We start from the raw sequence: 19,674 nt of genomic DNA, 5'->3' as shown, positions 1-19,674 counted from the left end.
ATTATCGCCCGTGATTATGGACAGGCGACCCGACGCCCCGTTTTGCCGGTCGGTCTTCGACCCCGCAGTGGGGATCGGAGGGACGATGCCGGTCCCGTTCGACGCTGGCGACCCCACGACATTGATACGCCGTCGCCACTCAGTAGTCACACCGATGACCGATCACGAAGCAATCGAGACGGTCGTCGTCAAAGCCGACGAGATCGTCACCGCGCTGGAGGCCAGCCAACGGGGGACCCAGACCGCCCTTCGTGTCACGGCTCCGTTCAGTGCTCGCATGCGGGCACGCCTCCACGTCGAACAGCCCGGCGACGGCGACGACGACGCACAGCTGTTGCTCTCGCCCTGCGCGCTCCTCGACGGCGATTGTCCGTCACTGCCCACCTCGGACGAGACCGCCGAGCGGCTCAGGTCCGAGTCCGACGAACAGTACTCCGTCGAGCGCCACCGCGAAACGCACGAAGCGGCCCTCGAAGAGTGGCGGTCGACGGTCCCAGCGTACGTCGTCGACTCCGTCGAGCTCCCCGCGGCCGGAGGCGCGGTCACGGTGGCGCTTCTCTCGGCCGGGGACCGAGAGTGATCGAATCGCCGTCGCTCGGTAAGATGACGTTATAAAACGTTTCGGGCTATTTCGAGCCGTCGTAAAACGTTCGTACGCACTTCGTACCAGCGTGAAATGAACTGAAACAGTCCGAAGCCTCGACCGGTTATATGATGCTCTCGGTCGTGGTGATCGATAGGTGTCCCCGATGTCAAGCTCGACCAACAACGACCTTCGATCGTCGCTCCAGTCGGTACGCTCGGTGAGCGAGGTCGGTAAGCACGTCTTGCCCCCGATCCGGGCGCTCGCGTTCTGGATCGCCATCGCACTGCCCTTCCTCTATCTGCCGCTTCTGGCGGTCGGGCTCTCCAGCCAGAGCCTGACTGGCGCGTTCCTGACCCTCTTGCTGTGCAACGCCGTCGCCCTCCTCGTCGGCCACAAGCACCTGCGAGAGTGAGCTCCGACACCGTCGCTGCCCCGGTGTTTCTGTCACCTCATCTACGAGTTGGGCAATATATTTAACACGTACGGACACGTAATACTTGTATGGCCGCATACGGCCGGCCGTCACTTCGAGACTTGTTCGACGAATCGCCGACGCCCCACATCGCGCACCCGCCGCGCACACACCACCGAGACTTCTACGTCGCTACCGACGGCTCGTATCGAGAGTCGTCTGGCGGACTCGGAGTCGTCATCGAGACGCGGGACGGGGAGCGCGTCGCCCGGCTGTCGGTCCGCGACGGGTCGCCCGACAACAACGTCGCCGAGTATCGGGCGCTCCACCTCGGGCTCGACATCCTCGCCGCTCGGGCACCGGGCGACGCCACCGTCGGACTCCTCATCGACCACGACGACCTCGCGGCAAACGTCAACGCCGCGATGCTCGCGGTCAAGAACGCGCAGTTCGACGCGAGCCACCCGGTCTCGATCCCTCGCTCGACCGGGCTCCACTGGCGTGGCATTCGAGCCCGCATCAACGGCTTCGACGAGGTCAGGGCCGCACGGATCGCCAGCGGATCGAACCCGGCCCACCCGCTGGCCAACGCCCCCAACCAGTACGCACACGTCAACGACGAGCCGGCCCGCTGTGTGCTCCCCGAGACGCCCACCGTCGACGAGCAGGTCCCTCCGCCCTCGCGCTCGAATCGCGGCGGCGCGAGCGACTGACGACGATCAGTCGTCCTGAGCGTCGACGACTGCCACGCCCGCCATGTTGACGATGTCTTTGACTTCGTCGCCACGCTGGAGGACGTGGACCGGCTTGTCCATGCCGACCAGCATCGGGCCGATCGCCTCTGCACCGCCGAGGCGCTGGAGGAGCTTGTAGCCGATGTTGCCCGCTTCGAGGCTCGGGAACACGAGGACGTTCGCCGGGTCGTCCAGTTCGGAGAACTCGTAGGTCCCCTGGAGGATGTCCTCGACGACGGCCGTGTCGGCCTGCATCTCGCCGTCGACCGGGAAGTCCGTCGCCGGGTCCTCTCGGAGGCGCTCGGCGGCGCGACGCGGTGCCCGCGTGCTCGGCGAGTCGACGCTGCCGAAGTTCGAGTACGACAGCATGGCCGCGCGGGGCTCGACGTTGAACCGCCGTGCCAGCTCGGCCGTGTGACGGGTCACTTCCGTGAGCACGTCCGCGTCGGGGTCCGTGTTGACGGTCGTGTCCGCACAGAAGACGACCCTGTTGCGGAAGGTGAGCATGTAGACTCCCGCTGCGTACTCGGCTTCCGGTGCGGTCCCGACGATCTGGAGTGGGGGCCGCAGCGCGGAGGGGTAGTGGTGAGTCAGCCCGGTCAACATCGCGTCGGCGTCGCCCATCTCCACCATCACGCTGCCCAGGTAGTTGCCGTCGGTGACGAGTTCGTCGGCCTCGCGTCGCGTGACGCCTTTCCGCTGTCGCAGTTCGTACAGCCGATCTGCGTACTCGTCGAGGCCGCCCTCGTCGGGATCGACGATCTCCGGCTCGAAGGCCAGCCCGAGCGTGTCGGTGATCGCCGAGATCCGGTCCCGGTCGCCCAGCAAGACCGGCTCGGCGATCCCTTCCTCGATCAGCTGGTAGGCCGCGCGGATCATCTTCTCGTCGTCGCCCTCGGCCAGCACTACCCGTTTGGGGTCGCTCTTTGCCTTGTTGAGCACGACGCGCATCATCTCGCGGGACTTGCCGAGCCGCGCCTCCAGCCGTTCGACGTAGTCGTCGAGGTCGATCGTCTTGCGGGCACAGCCGGAGTCCATCGCCGCCTCCGCGACGGCGGGGGTCACCTCGAAGAGGACCCGCGGGTCCAGCGGCTTGGGGATGATGTACTCGGGACCGAACTGCAGCGGCTGGTCGCCGTAGGCCTTGACGACGGCGTCTGGCACGTCCTGGCGGGCGAGGCGAGCCAGTGCGCGGGCCGCCGCGACCTTCATCTCCTCGTTGATCTCGGTCGCGCGCACGTCGAGCGCACCGCGGAAGATAAACGGGAATCCGAGGACGTTGTTGACCTGGTTGGGGTAGTCCGACCGGCCCGTGGCCATGATGACGGTGTCGTCGCGAGCGGCCTTCGCCGTCTCGTAGTCGATCTCCGGGTCGGGATTGGCCATCGCGAAGATGATCGGGTCGCTCGCCATCGACCGGACCATCGCCTCGTCGACGACGCCACCGACCGAGAGGCCGACGAACGCGTCGGCACCGGCCAGTGCGTCGGCGAGGTCGCCGCCGGTCCCCTCGCTGGCGAACTCCGCCTTGTAGCGGTTCAGTCCGTCGTTCTCGACGCGGTCGGCAGTGATGATCCCCGAGGAGTCACACATCGTGATGTTCTCTTCGCGGACTCCCAGCGAGACGTAAAAGCGGGCCGAGGCGATGGCGCTCGCCCCGGCTCCGGAGAAGACGATCTCCATCTCTTCGAGCTCTTTGTCCACGATGTCGGCCGCGTTCAACAGCGCCGCCCCGGAGATGATCGCGGTCCCGTGCTGGTCGTCGTGGAACACGGGCACGTCCATCCGTTCGCGCAGCTCGCGCTCGATCTCGAAGCAGGCCGGCGCGGCGATGTCTTCGAGGTTGATCCCGCCGAAGGTCGGTCCCATCGCGTCGACGGCCTCGATCATCGCGTCGGGATCGTCGGTGTCGAGTTCGAGGTCGAACACGTCGATGTCGGCGAACCGCTTGAACAGCACGCCCTTCCCCTCCATCACCGGCTTGGACGCCTCCGGGCCGATGTCGCCGAGGCCGAGCACCGCGGAGCCATCGGAGACGACCGCCACGAGGTTCCCGCGTGCGGTGTACTTGAACGCGTCCTCGGGCGTCTCGTGAATCGCCTCACAGGGAGCGGCCACGCCCGGCGAGTACGCCAGCGAGAGGTCTCGCTGGGTGTTGGTCGGCTTCGTCGTCGCGATCTCGATCTTTCCGGGCGGTGCCCGGCCGTGGTAGTCGAGGGCGTCCTCGTCGAGTCCCATACACATACGGCGACAGGAACGTGCTTAAAACTCGTGGGGACTCCGCGAGACTGCACGGGGAAAGGCGGGACATAAGTAGCTCAGAGACGTAGCCCGTGCCATGAGTCGCCGGTTTCGCAACCTCTTGCTCGGGTCGACGGCCGGAACGCTGCTCCTGATGCTCGTCGGGCTCTACACCGCCTACAAGGGCGCAGGACTGACCTGCGAACAGCGATGGCCGCTCTGTGACGGCTGGCTGGGACTGTTCCCCGCGAACCTCGTGAGTTTCATCGAGTGGTCCCACCGGCTGCTGGCGATGCTCGTCGGCTTCGCGCTGCTCGGCGTCCTGTATCTCGCCTGGCGACGCCAGGACGACCGTCGGGTGAAGTGGGCCGTCACCGCCGCCGTCGCACTGCTCCCCTCCCAGATCATCCTCGGGGCGCTGACGGTGACGGAGTTTACCGCTCTGATCACCGCGGCGCACTTCTTTACGGCGTCGCTCATCCTGCTCTGTCTCACGGCGGCCTGTGCCTGGACCGTCGAACGGCCGTCCGTCGGTGGACTCCGCACGCTGGCGATCCTCGCTGCTGTGGCGGTTCCCGTCCACCTCGCGCTCGACGGCTCCCTGTTCGCGGTGCCGGTCAGCGTGCTCACCGGCTACTACGCCCTCTCTTTCCTCCTCTGGGGCGCGCTCGCCGCGGGGGCGCTGTGGGCACACGGCCACGGGCTCGCTCGCGCGCGTCTCCTCTTCGCGCTGGGCAGTGCCGTCACCTGGTTCGACATGCTCGTCGCGCGCCGGAAGTTCGGGCTCGACCAGACGCTGACGGATGTCGGTGCAGTCGTCGTCCTCGTCCTGATCGCGGGCGCGATCTGGACGCTCTCGAAGCGGTCGAAGACCGGCGGTCTGGCCGCGACGCGGGCGAACTGATACGGATTATTGTAGCGATTTACCGGTGATCGTCTACTCTGTGGCGACGATCACCGGTGAGCAACTACAAGAAACCGTATGATACGGACTGTCGGTCAGGCGATCGTCACATGAAATCGGAGAGCCCGGACTGCTGGTCGCCGTCGTCGCTCGCTTGGCTGCCGTCGCCGTCGTCCGCCTCGCCGTCGTCGCCCGCGGGCTCACCGCCAAGCGTCGCCTGCCCACCGTCGTCGGTGTCGTCGCCGTCGTCCTCAGTGTCGTCCGCGGCGTCCGCGTCCGGTGTCGCCTCGCCCGCGCTGGCCCCCTCGAAGGCACCGTCCGACCCCTCGACGGCGGCCTCCTCTCGCAGCTCCTCGGCGTCCTCGACGATCGACTGGACCTTGTTGGTGTCTTTCCCCGACCCGGTGACGAAGGCGACGTGGCTGGCGTCCATCTCGTACTGGGCGGCCATCGCCACGGTCAGCTCGCGGTTCTTGCAGTGGTGGGTCATCGTCGCGAGGAAAGGCATGATCTCCCGGCGCGCGGTGCGCATGCTGACGCCGTTGACGGCGGCGATCTGCTGGGCGATGTGGTCTCGCGTGTTGCGCGTGCCCTTCGAGCGGCCCAGCTTCGACCAGTAGCTCGGGGGACCGTAGCGAGTCCAGCCGCCCTTCGTTCCCTCGCGGGCGGCGGCGACTCCCGCGGTCATGTTGTCGCCCGCGTAGCGCCAGAACGAGTAGTTCTGCTTCGCGCGTACGCGCCCGAGCCAGCGGTCGGCGTTTGCGAGGAACTCGTAGGCGGTCGTCAGCTCGCTGCCCGCGTACTCTTTGGGCATGTTGTCCTCGATCCAGTTGATGAGGTCGTCGGGCGTCTCGTCGACGTCGTAGCTCGCTTCGAGTGCTTCCTGTGGCCCGGCCTCCTTCAACAGGAGATCGAGGTAGTCGAAGATTCCCTCCGTGGTGTCGCGCTCGCCGGTGACCACGTCGTCGGCGGCGAGGTGGTCCCGGCCCTCCGCAAGCGCCTGGAGGTCCTTGATCGCCCCCCGGAGGTCGCCGTCGTTCATCTCGGCGATCTCGGTCAGCGCGTCGTCGTCGAACGCGATCTCCTCCTGCCTGAGTACGTCCCGCAACACCGGCACGATCGAGCGCTTGCCCACGTCGCGGAACTCGATGTCCTCACAGGCGCTGCGCAGCCCGTTGCTCATCTCGTAGAACTCGTTTGCGATGAGGATCATCGGCTGATTGGCCTCTTTGACCAGCGACGTGATCGCCCGCGCCCCCCCGCGGTCGGCGTTGCCGTGGATGTTGTCGGCCTCGTCCATGATGACGAGCCGTCGCCCCGCTCCGCCCGCCGTGAGCGTCCCCGACTTCGCCGCCTCCCCAGCGACTTTTTCGATGACGTCTTTCGTCCGGGTGTCCGAGGCGTTGAGCTCGATCGTCGGCCACTCCATGTCGTTGGCCAGCGCGTGGGCCGCCGAGGTCTTCCCGATCCCCGGCGCGCCGTGGAGGATGACAGCCTCGCGATGGTCCTCCCACGTGTCGGCCCACTCTCGCAGGGCGTCGCGGGCCTTGTCGTTGCCCCGCACCTCCGCCAGCGTCGTCGGGCGGTATCGCTCCGTCCAGTCGGCCATTGGCGTGTGCTTGGCGCGAGGCTCGTTTAGGGATTGCGGAGCGGGAGCGATCGTCGTCTCGAAAGAGAAACTGCCGGAACGGCAGGATGTCCACGGAGGATGGGGATGGAAGCGTGTGAGGTGGGCATCTGCCGTGCCGCATTGCGTTCACCGCTCGCCCCTGGGGAAGTGAGCGAGCGGCGATGGCAACTGATGGCTTCGTACCGGCACTGTGGAGGGCACCGGTGTCTGGCGGTATTTGTGTGTGGGACATAAAACCATTGGAATTGTTAAGTAGCGTGTCGCGCCGCCGTCGGGACCGACTACAGATCGCACGACGATGCGGGCGGCTCCTCACAGCCGGGTTCCATACCGCGTTTGACAGCGCGTAGTTCGAGGTTGTTGTCGATAGACTCCGTCTGTGCTCGACCGCGAACGATCGGGACCGAACGGATAGACTGGTGGTCACAGGCCCGCATCTCCTGTGTTCCCGCACCGGCCGCGTACCCGAGTCCTTCGAGTTCGGTCCGGATCGCTGCGGCGTCGAAGCTCCCGGCCCGTTCGGCGGCGTGGGCAAAGAGGACGACCTGCGCGTAGACGGTCTGCGCGGGACCCGGTGCGACGAGCGCGTCCGAGTCCGACCGCCCGTACTCGCGCTGATAGGCCTCGCCGAAGGTGCCGGCCAGTGGCGTCCCCAGGTCCTCGTGCCAGCCCGTCGTGCCGTAGATTCCCGCCACCCGGTCCCCGAGCAAGTCCGCGATCGACTGCGTGAGATATGGCACTACCACGGTCGTGTCCTCGGAGAGCGTGTCTCTGGCCCACTGGATCGCGTTGACGGCGTCCAGTCCGAACACGTCGAGAAAGACGAGTGTCACGTCGGAGAGGGTGCCCTCGTTGATCGCCGACTCGAAGTTCGTCGTTCCCGGGCGGACCGCGATCCCCCCCGTCGGCCGCCAGGGGAGGTCACGGCGGGAGACGACATCGCTGATCGACTGGAACAGGTCGTTGCCTTCCGGTGCGTCGGCGTAGACGTGGAAGGTCGACTGCTGGCCCGTGATGTCGCTGGCGAGCTCGGACACGAGCGACCGGGCCAGCGTCGTGGAGTTGAACAGGTGCCGGTAGACGTGGGGCGAGCAGCCGCTCCCGGTGAGTGCGTCGACCGTCGACGAGCCGACGAAGTACGGCGTCTCGTACTCGTCGGCGAGGTCGCGATTGGTCTGTACGACGGATCCGGCGACGCCGCCAAACAACGCCGCGAACTCGTCGCCGTCGAGACGCGGACGCACCTTCGATTCGGTCGTTGCGGAGCTGGCTTCCGTGTCCAGCACGGCGGTCTCGACGGTCGAGCCCAGCACGCCGTCGCCCGAGAGGGAACTGTACTCGGCGTCGTCGACGATCCCACCCCCTTCGTTGAGGTGCCTGACAGCCAGTTCGAACCCGTCGCGTTCGTGCTCACCGACGGGAGCGTAGTGGCCCGTCTCGGGTGCCGTGAGCGCGATCGTGACCGACCCGTCGCCGCTGCTCGTCGCGGTGGATGTGCTATCAGATCCCAGACAGCCGGCGAGCGCCAGCGTTCCAGCACCGCCGACAGATTCGAGCATTCGCCGCCGCGTGACGCGCGAACGACGCCCGTCGCAGTCCTCAGTGGTCATGGACCACAGTTGGTAAACCACCTCATATATCGCTTTGGATATACGTTCTGTTCGTGAGATTCGCGATGAATCGAGGACCGGGGTGTCGGCTCGATGGGATCGTCTCGCTCGTCGAGGGGCGATGGCGTCGTCACTCGCACGGGGTTCGCGATGAGAGTAAAATGCCCGGGGAGGGCTCCGAACCCTCGATCTCCGCATGACTCAGGTCGCAGGCGCGACGAACGCCTGCTGTCATGCCGGGTTGGTACCGCGTGAGTTCGGTACGAACCGTCGGAGCCGTTTCCCCGGCCGGTCCGGCGAAGGTCTACGACGGTCCGTACGACGACCCTATGAGTGCGGCGCTATGTCCAGCTAAGCCACCCGGGCGCGGTGCATTCGTTCGTTGTCCGGAGGTGCTCTTTAACGTTCTCATCTAGTGGCGGTCCGTGACGGTCTGGCACCCGCGGATTTAAGCCACCGGACTGGTACATGACCACCATGGAGATACCAGACCTCGTCCGGCAAGCGCTCGGGGACGAGGAGGTCACGGCCGGCGTCAACCTCGGGGACGAAGACGCCGTCTGTTTCACCCCGACGCGGACGCTCGTCTACAGGGGCGAAGGGTTGCTGAGTGACGAAGGGGTCGGCGAGTACGCCCACGACTTCGAACGCCTCTCGATTTCCGAGGGTCGCCGGAAGACGAAGTTCACGATGACCTACGTCGACGACAAGGACTCGTTTGCCGTCCCCGGCAAGCGCACCAGCGCGGTCCTCGAACGCCTGCTGGAGGCGAACCTCCGCGTCAAGGGCGTCATCGCGGACGACGAGGGCGTCAGCGGCGTCTTCCGGTTCAGCGAACTGACGCTGGTCGTCACCGAGTCGCGCCTGCTCAAACACATCGGCGAGTACACCTGGGCCGGCGACTTCGAGGCGTATCACTACGACGACGTGACGGGACTGCACTTCGAGGAGGGGAGCGTCGCGACAGCGGTCGTCCTCGAAGCCGACGGCCGTCCGGAACGCATCAAAGCGCCCAACGATCAGGCCGGGCTGTTCCGCAAGACGCTGGAGGGGTCGCTGTTCGCGTACCACGACGTGGACTCGCTCGGCGAACTCAACCACGCCCTCGAAGTCGACGAGACGGACGGCGAGACCGACGGCGAGGAGGCGAGCCCCAGCGGGTCGGACGGTCTCGGACTCGACTCGGGCATCGATCCGCTGGTCGGCGACGACGAGGACGCAGAGCCCGCCGACGAGCGACCGGCCGCGGCCGCCGGACAGCGTCAGTCGGCCGCCTCGGTCACCTCACAACGTGACGCCGAGACCAGACAGGCGTCTCCGACGGCCGACGGTACCACGAACGATGCCGACCTCGCGGCCGTCGAAGAGCAACTCGCGACGCTGACCGAGACAATCGAACAGCAAAACGAGCTCCTCGCGAAACAACAGCAGACGATCAAGCAACTGATCAAAGAGCTCCGACAGGGCCGCTAGTCGCGCCCGAGCACTTTCCTGATACACGTCGAGCCGAAGGGGCCGAGCTCGTCGCTGTCGAACTGGACGAAGTGGCCCTCGGAGATGCCCGCACCACAGCGCTGACAGTCGAACTCGCCCTCTTTGACGACGACATCGCTCTCGAAGCTGACGAACGTGCCCGTCGCGGTCGGCCGGACCGCCCCGCCCTCGCGTTCGACGATCCCCTCACGCTGTGCGGCCGTCAGGATCTCGCGCTGGACTGCCGGATCGGTGGTGACGATCTCGATGCGGTCCATCGCGTCCTTGACCGACAGCTCGGCGTGTTCGAGGTGGGCGAGCAGTTCCAGACCGAGCGCGACGCGATCGTCGGACGGCACGGTCGGAGCATCGACGGCGACGCTGGTAAACGTTCGGCTGCTCCGTCGAGCGCCGCTCCGGTCGCCGGGGAATCGGACCACAAGAGGTTTCACACTGCGAACGCGGTTTTCGACCGATGAAACAGTCGACGCGACGGCAACTCGGCGGTGTCGTGGCCTTCGCCGCGCTCGTGGTCGTCGCGTCGCTGGAACTCTCGCCCCGGCAGCTGCTCGACGAGGTCGCACATCTCTCGGCACATCCCCTCCAGTTCGGCGCGGCGCTGCTCGTGTTGTATCTCGTTCGCCCGCTGTTTGCCTGGCCGATCAGTCCGATCTCCGCGCTCGTGGGCTACGTGCTGGGCCTCCGGTACGGGATCCCTGTCGCGCTGGTCGGGGCGACGCTGACGACGATCCCGCCCTTCCTGTTTGCCCGCTATGCCGGGCGTAGCGGCGGCGGCCTGTTCGCCCGGCTCAACGACGCGGGCCGGCGGTTCATCTCTGTCACGGGCGCGACCCGCGGCGTTCTCGCGGCACGCCTCTCGCCGCTTCCGGCAGATCCGGTCTCGTACGGTGCCGGCTTCTCCGGCGTCTCGACGCGGGCCTACGTCGTCGGGACGTTCCTCGGAGAGATTCCGTGGGTGTTCGTGGAAGTGCTCGCCGGTGCGTCGATGCGGACCCTCTCGACGGAGGGGCTGAGCGCGGGCCTGCACGTGCTGCTTGGCTCGTTCGCGGTCGCGGTCGTGTTGCTGGCGGGGCCCGCGTACCGTCACGTCCGGTCGGCTCGTCCCTCGCGCAACTAGGTCGTGACCTCGAAGCGCGCACCGCCCGCGTCGCTCCGTCCGACCGTGATCGACCAGTCGTGAGCCCTGACGATGGTGTCGACGATCGCCAGTCCGAATCCGGTCCCCTCCTCGCTGGTCGTGAACCCCCGTTCGAAGATCGTCTCACGCTGGCTCGGCGGAATCCCGTCCCCGTCGTCGACGACGGCGAACCCGTCGTCGGTGTCGACGACGGCGAACCCGTCGTCGGTGTCGACGACGGCGAACCCGTCGTCGGTGTCGACGACGCGGACCGTCTCGGCTCCGCCGTGGGTGTCGCGTTGCGAAACAAGTTGTCGAACAGTTCCTGGAGTCGGTCGAAGTCGGCCTCGACGCGGCTGTCGGTCTCGGCGACGAGATCCTTCTCGTCGGCGTCGAGGTGCGACCAGGCCGCCTGGGCGACCACGTCGAGAGCGACCGGTTCGAGGTCGCCGACCCGCCGTCCCTGGCGGGCGAGGGTGAGGAGGTCGTCGATGAGCGCTTCCATTCGGTCGGCGGCGTCGGCCGCGTCGTCGAGGTGTTCGAGCTCGCCGGTCGCCACGGCGTGGTTGATCCGTCCCTGAACGACGTTGAGCGGGCTCCGGAGGTCGTGGCTGACGACGCTGGCGAACTGTTCGAGCTGTCGCTCCCGTTGCTTTCGCTCGGTTATGTTCCGGATGACACCGGCGGTCCCTCTGAACCGCCCGTCATCGGTCGGCAGCAGGGCGACGTGATTCTCGCAGGTGATCTCGGTTCCGTCGGCCGTCCGGAGTCCCATCTCGAAGGTCCCGTTCGTCCGGTCCGGGTCGGCGAGCAGTTCTGCGATGAGCTCTTCGCCGGCTGCAACGTCTTCCGGGGTCATCAGCTTCGAGATGTGCTCGCCGACCAGTTGCTCGCGGTCGTAGCCCGAGAGCGCCGCCATCGCGTCGTTGACGACTGTGAACTGCCCCTCGGCGTCGAGCGTGTAGACGGGATCCCCAACCGCCTGCAGGATCGTCTCGTAGCGCTCTAGCTCTCGCTGACGTTCCATCCGCTCGGTGATGTCTCGGATGACGCCGGCCGTTCCCTCGAACTCGCCGTCTTCGTCGGTCATGACGGCGATTTTCGTCTCGTTGTAGGTCTCCTCGCCGTCGTCGTCGACCGTCCACATCTCGAAGGTCGCCACGTCTCGATCGGTAGTCAACAGCTCGCGGATGCGTTCCTCGGCCCGTTCGACGCCGTCTCCGACGACGAACTCCTCGGGCGACGCTCCGACGATCTCGGACCGCTCGTAGCCGATGTGGTCGGCCAGCGCGTCGTTGATCATCTCGATGGTCCCGTCGGGTGCCATCACGTACCTCGGGTCCGCGACGCTCTCGGCCAGCGTCTCGTACTGGCGCAGCGTCTGTTCGCGCTCCTTGCGCTCGGTCACGTCAGGGCCCACACCGGCGATACCGAGGAACTCGCCGGTCGTGTCCGACAGCGCCGTACCGTGGAACTCGTAGGGAATCGTCTCGCCGGACTTCGTCTGTATCGTGGCCTCGTATCGTGACGAGCCGCTCTCGATCGCACGCTCGATGGCAGCTTCGACCGTGGGAACGTCCTCGGGAGCGATGAACTCCAGTGCAGTCATCTCCGCGATCTCCTCGTCGCTGTATCCCGTCACGTCGACCACCTGATCGTTCCACTGGCGCAGCGACCAGTCGGGCGTGACGACGTAGAAGAGGTCTTCGAGCGAGTTCAACACGTCCTCGACGTACGCTCGCTGCTCTTCGAGCGCCCGGCGGTGCTCCGTGCGAGCCGTGATGTCCGTCATAAACCCCTCCAGAATCTCCGTCTCGTCGTCGCGCGTGAGCAACTGGCCCCGCTCCCACAGCCACCGCCGTTGCCCGTCGTCCGTCTCGATCCGGTAGGTGACTTCGAAGGGCTCGCCGCTGTCGAGTGCCGACTGGACCGCCTCCCGGACATCGTCGCGATCCTCGGGGTGAACCACGTCGGTCTCCCAGTCGACCCGTCCGCTCTCCAGGGCGTCGGGCTCGTAGCCGGTCAGCTCCCGGACTCCCGCGCTGACGAACTGCATCGGCCAGCCCGGTTCGTTTCGACAGCGATACACCATTCCGGGGAGGTTCGACACCAGCGTCGAGAGGCGCTGTTCTTGCCGTTCGATCGGCGTCGTCGCTCTGTACTCCGAGACCGTTCGCTCGACCCGATCCACGAGCGCGCGATACCCGCCGTCGCCGTCGCGAGGGAGGTACTCGGTGACGACGGCAGCGACCGCCTCGCTGGCGAGCGCTTCACTGCCGGCGTCGGTACACAGCAGGAAGGGGAGGTCCGGATACTCCGACCGGACGGTTTCGAGGAGCGCGACGCTGTCGAGTGCCGGGTCGTCGTGGCCGCTGACGACGCAATCGAACCGACCGTCGTCGAGCTCCTCGACTGCTGCCCCGCTGGTCGCGACGCTCTCGACGACGACGTCGTCGTCCGCCAGCCGCGCCGCGACGGCGTGTCGGACCTGCGGGTCGCGGTCCACGTGGAGCACCCGAACCCCGTCCCCTGGCTGGGTCATTACACCAGTCTCTGTCGCCCACCGTATAAAAATGTGTAGTTGTGTCGATATGACGGTCCACGAGCCGGCGTCGGTCTCAGTCGTCGCACTGTCACTGTTTCGAGCGACTCGTGACTCCGGGATCGCGAGATCGGCCCAGACTGACAGTCGGCAGTGTCATACGGACGGTTGTCGTTGCGTATCAGTAGAACGTGTCGGCGCAGTCGTACACGACACCGTGCACGGGACAGACGTACTTGCAGTGGCGGTGGTACATGGGCGTCTCGCACATCGGACAGGGCCGCCCACCGGTCTCGGTCATGACACGCTCTGGGGCGCGGTCGGGAAAGAGCGTGTCGACGTTCGGCGTCGCGGACGAATTTGGTACGGAATCCGAAGAACCGTTAAGGGGGTAGTGTCCCCAGCAACGGGCATGACACGGTTCGCTCGCTTTCGCCCGTCGGCCGACGATGCGGTGGCGCTGTTTGCCGGCGTCGCGGCCGTCGTGGGCTCGCTCGCCGCCGTCGGCTTCGCCCCGTCGTTCGTCGCGTCACCGATCGAGCGGTGGCTGGCCCGGCGGATGCCCGGCGCTGTGGTCTCGCTGGCGATCCAGTTTCTCGGTTCGCTCGGCCAGCGGCTGAACCTCGTCGCCGCCGCGCTCGTGGCTGTCTGTGTCGTCGCCGCGGTCGCACGCGTCGCCGGCAGGCTCGGGGATCGACTCGCCAACCGCGCCGTCGGACCCGTCGTCGCCGGTGGCGTCGTCTTCGGCGTCGCGACGCTGCTCACGGGCTCTGTCCCTTCCGGCGGTGGTGCCGCAGTCGGAGCGGCTCTCACACTCGGCCTCGCGGGGCTGTCGGGCTCGCTTCCGGCTCGCGGCGCGACGAATCCCGACCGTCGGCGCGTCCTCGCGTCGCTGGGGACGGCGGCCGGAGTCGGCGTCGTCGCGACCGTCCTGACCGACGACACCAGCCAGCCGACCGCGACGATTCCGGACGACGCCAGTCCGGCAGTGCGTGAGGCACTCGAAACGGCTGCAGACCAGTCGCTGGCCGTCGACGGGCTCGAACCGCTCGTGAGCGACGCGTTCTTCAGCGTCGACATCAACGCCGTCGATCCCGAGGTCGACGCGACCCAGTGGACCCTCTCGGTGACCGGCTCGGTCGAGGAGGAGATCACGGTCGACTACGAGCGGCTCCGGTCGATGGACGCACGGACGGAGTTTCACACGCTGCGCTGTGTCGGCGAATCGCTCAACGGGACGAAGATGGACAACGCCCTCTGGACCGGCGTTCCCGTCCGGACGCTGCTGGACCGAGCCGGCCCCGAGAGCGACTGTGACTGCGTGCGGGTCCACGCCGCCGACGACTACTACCAGGTGTTCCCCATCGACGCGCTCAACGGCGCGATGCTGGCCTACCGGATGAACGGCCGCGCGCTGCCACAGGGCCACGGCTACCCGGCCCGGGCGCTGGTGCCCGGCCACTGGGGCGAGATCAACGTCAAGTGGATCACCGAGATCGAGGTGATCGACCGCGATGCGGAGGGGTACTGGGAGGAACGTGGCTGGCACGGCACCGGACCGGTCGAGACCGTCGCGAAGATCCACGCCCAGAACACGCTGCCAGACGGCCGCGTGCAGGTCGGCGGCCACGCCTACGCCGGGACGCGTGGCGTCTCGGCCGTCGAAGTCTCGACTGACGGCGGCGACAGTTGGTCGGAGGCGCGACTCTCCGATCCCCTCGTCGAGTCGGTCGACTGGGCCGGCGAGCCCGGCGAGACGCCACACGCGCCGGACGTGTGGCGACAGTGGGCCTTCGAGTACGAACCGCCGGACGGGAAACACGAGGTCGTCGCCCGCGCGATCGAGGCCGACGGGACGGTCCAGCCCGAGACCGAACGCGAGGCCTTCCCCAACGGCCCCAGCGGATGGGTGTCGAGGACGGTGGAGTAGCCCCTCCAGCGAACGGAACCGCGCGACACGGCGGGTTAGCTCGCTGCTTCGTCCACGTCGACGCTCTGGGACCGCTCGGTCTCGTGCCCCAGCCGGGTCTTCAGCTGATCGAGTTCGCGATCGACCCGCTGTTCGGTCGAGCGTCGGTCCAGTTCCCGGTCGATCTCGTCGCCCTCTGCGAGCACGTCGTCGAGCGCACCGCTCGCTTCGAGCTCTTCGAGCGCGGCCGCTCTGGCCTCCATCTGCTCGGTCCGTTCGGTCGCACGCTCGATTGCACGGTTCACGTCAGCCATGTCGCCGCCGACCCCGGTGAACGCCTCGGCGACGCGGGCCGACGCCTCGGCCGCTTCGTGGCGCGCCTTCAGCGTCTCTTTGTGGGTCCGGAACCCCTCGATCCGTCCCCGGAGTTCGATCTGGCGCTGGACGAGCTGGTCCTGCGTCGCCTGCAGTCGGTCGATCTGTTCGTCCAGCCCAGCGAGCTGATCGCTCGTCGCGTGTTTCTTCTCCAGGGCGCGTCTGGCCAGGTCCTCGCGCTCCTGTCGGAGTGCATCCTGACTCTGCTCGTCGTACTTCTCGACGGCCGCCCGCAGGCGTTCGCGGTGCATCTCCAGGCGCTTCTTCTGGGTGGTGAGGTCGGCGATGCCGCGGTTGATCTCCTGGAGCTCGTCTCGGAGTTGTTCGTAGGAGGAGTTCATACTGCCGGCTGTAAGTCTGTATAGGATTTCGCGACCCCGTTGTCGCGAATATCTTGAAACAGTTACAGCCGGCAGTATCAGTTCTGCGACGGGGTCTTCGACGCGGTTCAACAGGGCGTCGAGCCACGACCGGACGACGAAGCCAAACCGCCGGAGCAGACTCACGGGCGCACCCTCCGTTCGGGACGGCCGCGTCGGTAGGGGGTACTGTCCATGTCTACACCAGAACGACGACCGAGCGGCGGTTAATCGTGCTTTCGGGTGTGTGTTCAGGAACCGGCCAGTTGTGTATCAGCGTCGTGTAAACAGTCAGCCAGTCGCCTCGATCGAAAAAGAACGGCAACGTCGTGAACCGAGAGTGTCACACGCTCTTGGCCCCGGGTGTGGCCGACGGTCGGCCACAGAGATCCGCAGTCAGATCCTCAACACTCCGACCAGCCACAGGACTCGCAGGTCTTGCAGCCTTCGGAGTAGTACAGCGACAGCGAGCTACACTCCGGACACTCCGGATTCTCGCCCGCGTCGATCAGTTCCTGCTGGTCGGCGTCGGTGGCCTCGCCCGGCGACGACGGTTCTGTGCCCGCCGCGTCCGTGGCCGAACTGTCGGGGGTGACGGCACCGCCGTCGGTCTCGGGCACGTTCGGATCCGCACTGCCCGCCTCGTCTTCGGCGGTCTGTTCGAGCGTGGCCTGGTCCGGGTACGCCTTGTCGATCTCGTCGTCGAGATAGCGACGCATCGCCGTGCCGATGGCGTCGGGGATCGACTGGATCTGTTCGCCCTTGTCCCAGGCGACCTTGGGCGAGCGGATGCCCTGCAGTTCGTCTGCGATCTCCTTGGGATCGACGCCCGAACGGAGCGCCGTCGAGATGGTCTTGGCCAGGGCCTCGGTGAAGGAGGCCGTAAAGCCGCCGGAGTTCCCGATGTTGGCGAACAGCTCGAAGGGCCGTTCCCGCTCGGGGTCCTCGTTGATGTTGACGTACAGCTTCCCGTAGCCGGTGTCGATGCGCTGGGTGACGCCGTGGAGCACGTCCGGTCGGCTCTGCTTCTCGGCGAACGGGCTGGTCTCGGGCTGCTCGCCGTCGGCCACTTCCAGCAGCGACTCGACCTGCTGATCGAGTGCGTCTTGGACGGCCTCGTGTTCGAGGAAGCCCTCGATGCCGTCGAAGACCTCCTCGATCTGGGCGACGATCTCGCCCTCGTCCATGTCTGCGAACTCGGTGTTCTGGGCCCGCGTCGTCAGCACCTGCTTGCTGCGGGTGCCGTCGCGGTAGTAGGTGACGCCCTTGCCGCCGTGCTCGTAGATGTACTCGAACACTTCCCGGGCGTCCTCGGTCGTGGAGTCGTTTGGCGCGTTGACCGTCTTCGAGATCGCGGAGTCGACGCCCTGCTGGCAGGCACACTGGATGCCGGCGTGTTCTTTCGGCGTGAGGTCGCCGGTCGTGACGAACAGCTCGCCGATTGCGTCGGGCACCGTCGTCAGGCCGTCGACGCCGTCGAAGGCGTTGTCGGCCATCTGCTCTTGGGCCTCCTCCTTGACGGCATCGACGTCGATGCCGTTCTCCTCCAGCACGCGCAGGAAGTAGTCGTCGAACTCGACGAGCATCTCGTCGCCTTGCACGTCGTCGGAGACGTTCTTGTAGTAGGCGACGTTGTAGATCGGCTCACAGCCGCCGGTGGTGTTGCCCACCATCGAGGTGGTGCCCGTCGGCGCGATCGTGGTGGTGTTGTGGTTGCGGATCGGGAAGCCGTCGGCCCACTCGTCGGCGTCGAGGCCGGTCTGGGACTCGAACCACTCGCGGTAGGCCGTCGGGTCCGCGTACTTGGAGTTGTCCCACTCGTCGAAGGTCCCCCGATCCTCCGCGAGTTCGTGGCTGGCCCACTTCGAGCCGTGGTTGATCTGGCGCATGATCTGGCGGGCGATCTCGTCGCCCTCCTCGGAGCCGTACTTGACCCCGAGCTGGATGTACAGCTGGGCCAGTCCCATGATGCCCAGCCCGATCTTGCGCATCTCTCGGACCTTCTCCTCGATTTTCTCGACCGGGAAGTCCGACATCGTGACGACGTTTTCGAGGAAGCGCGTGCCCAGCTCGATGCGGCGCTGGAACTCCTCGTTGTCCAGCGCGTCGTCGAGGAAGGCATCGACGGCGTCTTCGAGCGCGTCGTACTCGTCGGCGTGGGCGTCGGACCAGACACGCCAGTCGGGGGCGTCCTGGTCGGCCAGCGTCGAGAGGTTGATGTGTCCGAGGTTACAGGCCTCGTACTCCTCCAGCGGCTGCTCCCCGCAGGGATTCGTCGCGAGGATGCGGTGGTCGGGGTGTTCCTCCACGTCGAAGGAGTGTTGCTTGTTGACGCGTTCGAGGTAGATCACGCCCGGTTCGCCGTTCTCGTGTGCGCCGCCGATGATGCGCTCCCAGAGCTCCTCGGCGGGGATCGACAGCACTTCGCCGGCCTCGACGTACTCGCCGAGGTCGAACATCTCGTACAGCTCCTGGGTCTCCTCGGTGGCGACGTGGGGCTCGTTCGTCCGCGGGTTGGTGAACGTGAACTCCTCGCCGTTCTCCAGTGCGTCCATGAAGTCGTCGGTGATGCCGACGGAGATGTTGAAGTTCGAGAGGTGACCCTCGACGGCGTTGCGGAGGTGCTTCGGGACTTTGCCGCCCTCGTCGATGAGTTCGCGGGCCTCCTCCAGGGCCTCGGCGAAGGAGTTGTGCGTGAAGTCGTCGGGGTCGTTCAGTCGCAGGGTCTCGGCCAGCGAGACGTCCTTGTTCTTGGCGTGGATGAACTGGATGACGTCCGGGTGCGAGACCCGCATGACGCCCATCTGAGCGCCACGGCGGGCACCACCCTGTGCGATCGTCTCGCACATCTGGTCGTACGTGCGCATGAACGTGATCGGGCCCGAAGCGATGCCGCCGGTCGAGCCGACCTGATCGCCGTACGGCCGCAGTTGCCAGAAGGCATAGCCCATGCCACCGCCCGACTGGAAGACCTGTGCGGCCTCCTTGGCGGTCTGGTGGATGTCGTCGATGTCGTCGTCGGGCGAGTCGACGAAACAGGCCGAGAGCTGCTGGAGTTCGTCACCGGCGTTCATCAGCGTCGGCGAGTTCGGCATGAACGACAGGTTCTCCATCGCGTCCTGGAACTCGCCGGCCACGTTCTCGACGTGGTCTCGTAGCTCGTCGGGCAGTTCGGGGACGACGGTGTCGTACGCGAACTTGTTGACGTTGTACACCGACAGCTCGGTCTCGGCGTCGTCGCCGACGGTGGTTCCCTTGCCGAACACTTCCCCGGCGAGTTCGTCGCGCCGCGGGTGATCGGGTTTGAGCTGGTCCGGGGTGACCGTCACGTCGACGCCCCGTTTGTCGGCTTCGAAGACGGCTTCGGCCAGGGCGACGTTTGTCCCGACCCGATCGAACAGATCCTCCTGCTGTTCGATCAGTTCGCCGTCGGCGTCCTTGCGGAGATAGCGGGCGGGCAGAATGTTGTGGTAGGCGTTGCCAGTGAGTCGGTCTTCGAGCGTGTCGCCGGTCGTCCGCTTGATCGGCAGCTGTACCTCGTCGGCACCTGCACCTGCGTCGCTCATTCCTCGGTCCTCCTGCCGACAGTGGCCGTCTGTCGGGCGATACCCCTCTCGATAGTGCGTGTAGATCCTCTCATTCGTAACGACGGTTGTGTTTGTACGGACTGTTAAATACCCAGCGATACGTGTCCCCGTAGGCACGCGACGGGAGACAGACCGCCGGGTGGTTTCGACGCTATGCGAAATATCACTGGTGGG

The 19,674-nt window shown here is 66.5% G+C and carries 15 protein-coding genes, 1 tRNA gene and 1 pseudogene; 7 read left to right on the top strand and 10 right to left on the bottom strand.

What is annotated here, in order from left to right:
• Positions 1-154: 154 nt before the first annotated feature.
• The 3 genes from HALKA_RS0108770 to HALKA_RS0108760 all read left to right on the top strand — a co-directional run bounded on the left by HALKA_RS0108770 (position 155) and on the right by HALKA_RS0108760 (position 1,711).
• Complete coding sequence (locus HALKA_RS0108770; RefSeq protein WP_018257624.1) at positions 155-580, top strand: DUF8009 family protein; 426 nt, start codon at positions 155-157, stop codon at positions 578-580.
• A 169-nt stretch (positions 581-749) separates the two neighbouring features.
• Positions 750-998, top strand: coding sequence for a DUF8028 family protein (locus HALKA_RS0108765; protein WP_015762708.1), 249 nt, complete (start codon positions 750-752; stop codon positions 996-998).
• 89 nt (positions 999-1,087) lie between these two features.
• The gene (locus tag HALKA_RS0108760) at positions 1,088-1,711 is read left to right on the top strand and encodes a reverse transcriptase-like protein (protein ID WP_018257623.1); all 624 of its coding nucleotides are present in this window, start codon (positions 1,088-1,090) and stop codon (positions 1,709-1,711) included.
• Between the two features lie 6 nt (positions 1,712-1,717).
• Here HALKA_RS0108760 and HALKA_RS0108755 read toward each other — a convergent pair whose 3' ends face one another.
• Positions 1,718-3,970, bottom strand: coding sequence for an NADP-dependent malic enzyme (locus HALKA_RS0108755; protein WP_018257622.1), 2,253 nt, complete (start codon positions 3,968-3,970; stop codon positions 1,718-1,720).
• Between the two features lie 100 nt (positions 3,971-4,070).
• On the opposite strand from HALKA_RS0108755, the gene HALKA_RS0108750 reads away from it, so the two are divergent.
• Positions 4,071-4,877, top strand: a complete 807-nt coding sequence (locus tag HALKA_RS0108750; RefSeq protein WP_018257621.1) for a COX15/CtaA family protein — start codon at positions 4,071-4,073, stop codon at positions 4,875-4,877.
• Between the two features lie 106 nt (positions 4,878-4,983).
• Here HALKA_RS0108750 and HALKA_RS0108745 read toward each other — a convergent pair whose 3' ends face one another.
• From HALKA_RS0108745 to HALKA_RS20940, 3 genes are all read right to left on the bottom strand, one after another.
• Complete coding sequence (locus HALKA_RS0108745) at positions 4,984-6,486, bottom strand: replication factor C large subunit (RefSeq protein WP_018257620.1); 1,503 nt, start codon at positions 6,484-6,486, stop codon at positions 4,984-4,986.
• A gap of 302 nt (positions 6,487-6,788) precedes the next feature.
• Positions 6,789-8,117, bottom strand: a complete 1,329-nt coding sequence (locus HALKA_RS0108740) for an ABC transporter substrate-binding protein (RefSeq protein WP_018257619.1) — start codon at positions 8,115-8,117, stop codon at positions 6,789-6,791.
• A gap of 162 nt (positions 8,118-8,279) precedes the next feature.
• Positions 8,280-8,483, bottom strand: a tRNA-Met gene (locus tag HALKA_RS20940).
• Positions 8,484-8,594: 111 nt separating this feature from the next.
• Here HALKA_RS20940 and HALKA_RS0108735 point away from each other — a divergent pair.
• Positions 8,595-9,590 (top strand): DUF7115 domain-containing protein, encoded by a 996-nt coding sequence (locus HALKA_RS0108735; RefSeq protein WP_018257618.1) that lies wholly within the window; start codon positions 8,595-8,597, stop codon positions 9,588-9,590.
• Here the strand turns inward: HALKA_RS0108735 and HALKA_RS0108730 are convergent.
• On the bottom strand, positions 9,587-9,949 hold the full coding sequence (locus HALKA_RS0108730; protein WP_026190235.1) for a DUF5830 family protein: 363 nt from the start codon (positions 9,947-9,949) through the stop codon (positions 9,587-9,589). The genes HALKA_RS0108735 and HALKA_RS0108730 overlap by 4 nt on opposite strands.
• 116 nt (positions 9,950-10,065) lie before the next feature.
• On the opposite strand from HALKA_RS0108730, the gene HALKA_RS0108725 reads away from it, so the two are divergent.
• Positions 10,066-10,728 (top strand): TVP38/TMEM64 family protein, encoded by a 663-nt coding sequence (locus HALKA_RS0108725; RefSeq protein WP_026190234.1) that lies wholly within the window; start codon positions 10,066-10,068, stop codon positions 10,726-10,728.
• Here HALKA_RS0108725 and HALKA_RS21900 read toward each other — a convergent pair.
• The 3 genes and pseudogenes from HALKA_RS21900 to HALKA_RS22250 form a co-directional block, all read right to left on the bottom strand.
• Positions 10,725-10,868, bottom strand: a complete 144-nt coding sequence (locus HALKA_RS21900) for an ATP-binding protein (protein ID WP_342661900.1) — start codon at positions 10,866-10,868, stop codon at positions 10,725-10,727. The genes HALKA_RS0108725 and HALKA_RS21900 overlap by 4 nt on opposite strands.
• Before the next feature lie 383 nt (positions 10,869-11,251).
• Positions 11,252-13,270, bottom strand: a pseudogene (locus tag HALKA_RS21895) (PAS domain S-box protein); the annotation flags it as partial.
• A gap of 181 nt (positions 13,271-13,451) precedes the next feature.
• On the bottom strand, positions 13,452-13,571 hold the full coding sequence (locus HALKA_RS22250; protein ID WP_015762719.1) for an HVO_2523 family zinc finger protein: 120 nt from the start codon (positions 13,569-13,571) through the stop codon (positions 13,452-13,454).
• Positions 13,572-13,682: 111 nt separating this feature from the next.
• Here HALKA_RS22250 and HALKA_RS0108710 point away from each other — a divergent pair, with 111 nt between their 5' ends.
• Entirely contained in the window at positions 13,683-15,200 is a 1,518-nt protein-coding gene (locus HALKA_RS0108710; RefSeq protein WP_018257615.1) for a molybdopterin-dependent oxidoreductase, read from the top strand.
• Between the two features lie 35 nt (positions 15,201-15,235).
• On the opposite strand, the gene HALKA_RS0108705 is transcribed toward HALKA_RS0108710, so the two are convergent.
• Both HALKA_RS0108705 and HALKA_RS0108700 read right to left on the bottom strand, forming a co-directional pair.
• Positions 15,236-16,060: a PspA/IM30 family protein gene (locus HALKA_RS0108705; RefSeq protein ID WP_026190233.1), complete on the bottom strand. Its 825-nt coding sequence runs from the start codon at positions 16,058-16,060 to the stop codon at positions 15,236-15,238.
• A 257-nt stretch (positions 16,061-16,317) separates the two neighbouring features.
• Positions 16,318-19,479 carry an adenosylcobalamin-dependent ribonucleoside-diphosphate reductase gene (locus tag HALKA_RS0108700; RefSeq protein WP_018257613.1) on the bottom strand — a complete coding sequence of 1,054 codons (3,162 nt, stop codon included), beginning with the start codon at positions 19,477-19,479 and terminating at the stop codon, positions 16,318-16,320.
• Positions 19,480-19,674 lie beyond the last annotated feature (195 nt).

This window comes from Halomicrobium katesii DSM 19301, assembly GCF_000379085.1.
GTDB classification, from domain to species: Archaea; Halobacteriota; Halobacteria; order Halobacteriales; family Haloarculaceae; genus Halomicrobium; species Halomicrobium katesii.
The sequence above is the reverse complement of the archived record's forward strand: the minus strand, read 5'-3'. Positions and strand labels throughout refer to the sequence as shown.

Excerpts from the sequence above, each read along its gene's own strand:
- HALKA_RS0108770 (WP_018257624.1), top strand. The coding sequence starts at position 155 with ATGACCGATCACGAAGCAATCGAGACGGTCGTCGTCAAAGCCGACGAG.
- HALKA_RS0108765 (WP_015762708.1), top strand. The coding sequence starts at position 750 with ATGTCAAGCTCGACCAACAACGACCTTCGATCGTCGCTCCAGTCGGTA.
- HALKA_RS0108760 (WP_018257623.1), top strand. The coding sequence starts at position 1,088 with ATGGCCGCATACGGCCGGCCGTCACTTCGAGACTTGTTCGACGAATCG.
- HALKA_RS0108755 (WP_018257622.1), bottom strand. The coding sequence starts at position 3,970 with ATGGGACTCGACGAGGACGCCCTCGACTACCACGGCCGGGCACCGCCC.
- HALKA_RS0108750 (WP_018257621.1), top strand. The coding sequence starts at position 4,071 with ATGAGTCGCCGGTTTCGCAACCTCTTGCTCGGGTCGACGGCCGGAACG.
- HALKA_RS0108745 (WP_018257620.1), bottom strand. The coding sequence starts at position 6,486 with ATGGCCGACTGGACGGAGCGATACCGCCCGACGACGCTGGCGGAGGTG.
- HALKA_RS0108740 (WP_018257619.1), bottom strand. The coding sequence starts at position 8,117 with ATGACCACTGAGGACTGCGACGGGCGTCGTTCGCGCGTCACGCGGCGG.
- HALKA_RS0108735 (WP_018257618.1), top strand. The coding sequence starts at position 8,595 with ATGGAGATACCAGACCTCGTCCGGCAAGCGCTCGGGGACGAGGAGGTC.
- HALKA_RS0108725 (WP_026190234.1), top strand. The coding sequence starts at position 10,066 with ATGAAACAGTCGACGCGACGGCAACTCGGCGGTGTCGTGGCCTTCGCC.
- HALKA_RS22250 (WP_015762719.1), bottom strand. The coding sequence starts at position 13,571 with ATGACCGAGACCGGTGGGCGGCCCTGTCCGATGTGCGAGACGCCCATG.
- HALKA_RS0108710 (WP_018257615.1), top strand. The coding sequence starts at position 13,683 with ATGACACGGTTCGCTCGCTTTCGCCCGTCGGCCGACGATGCGGTGGCG.
- HALKA_RS0108700 (WP_018257613.1), bottom strand. The coding sequence starts at position 19,479 with ATGAGCGACGCAGGTGCAGGTGCCGACGAGGTACAGCTGCCGATCAAG.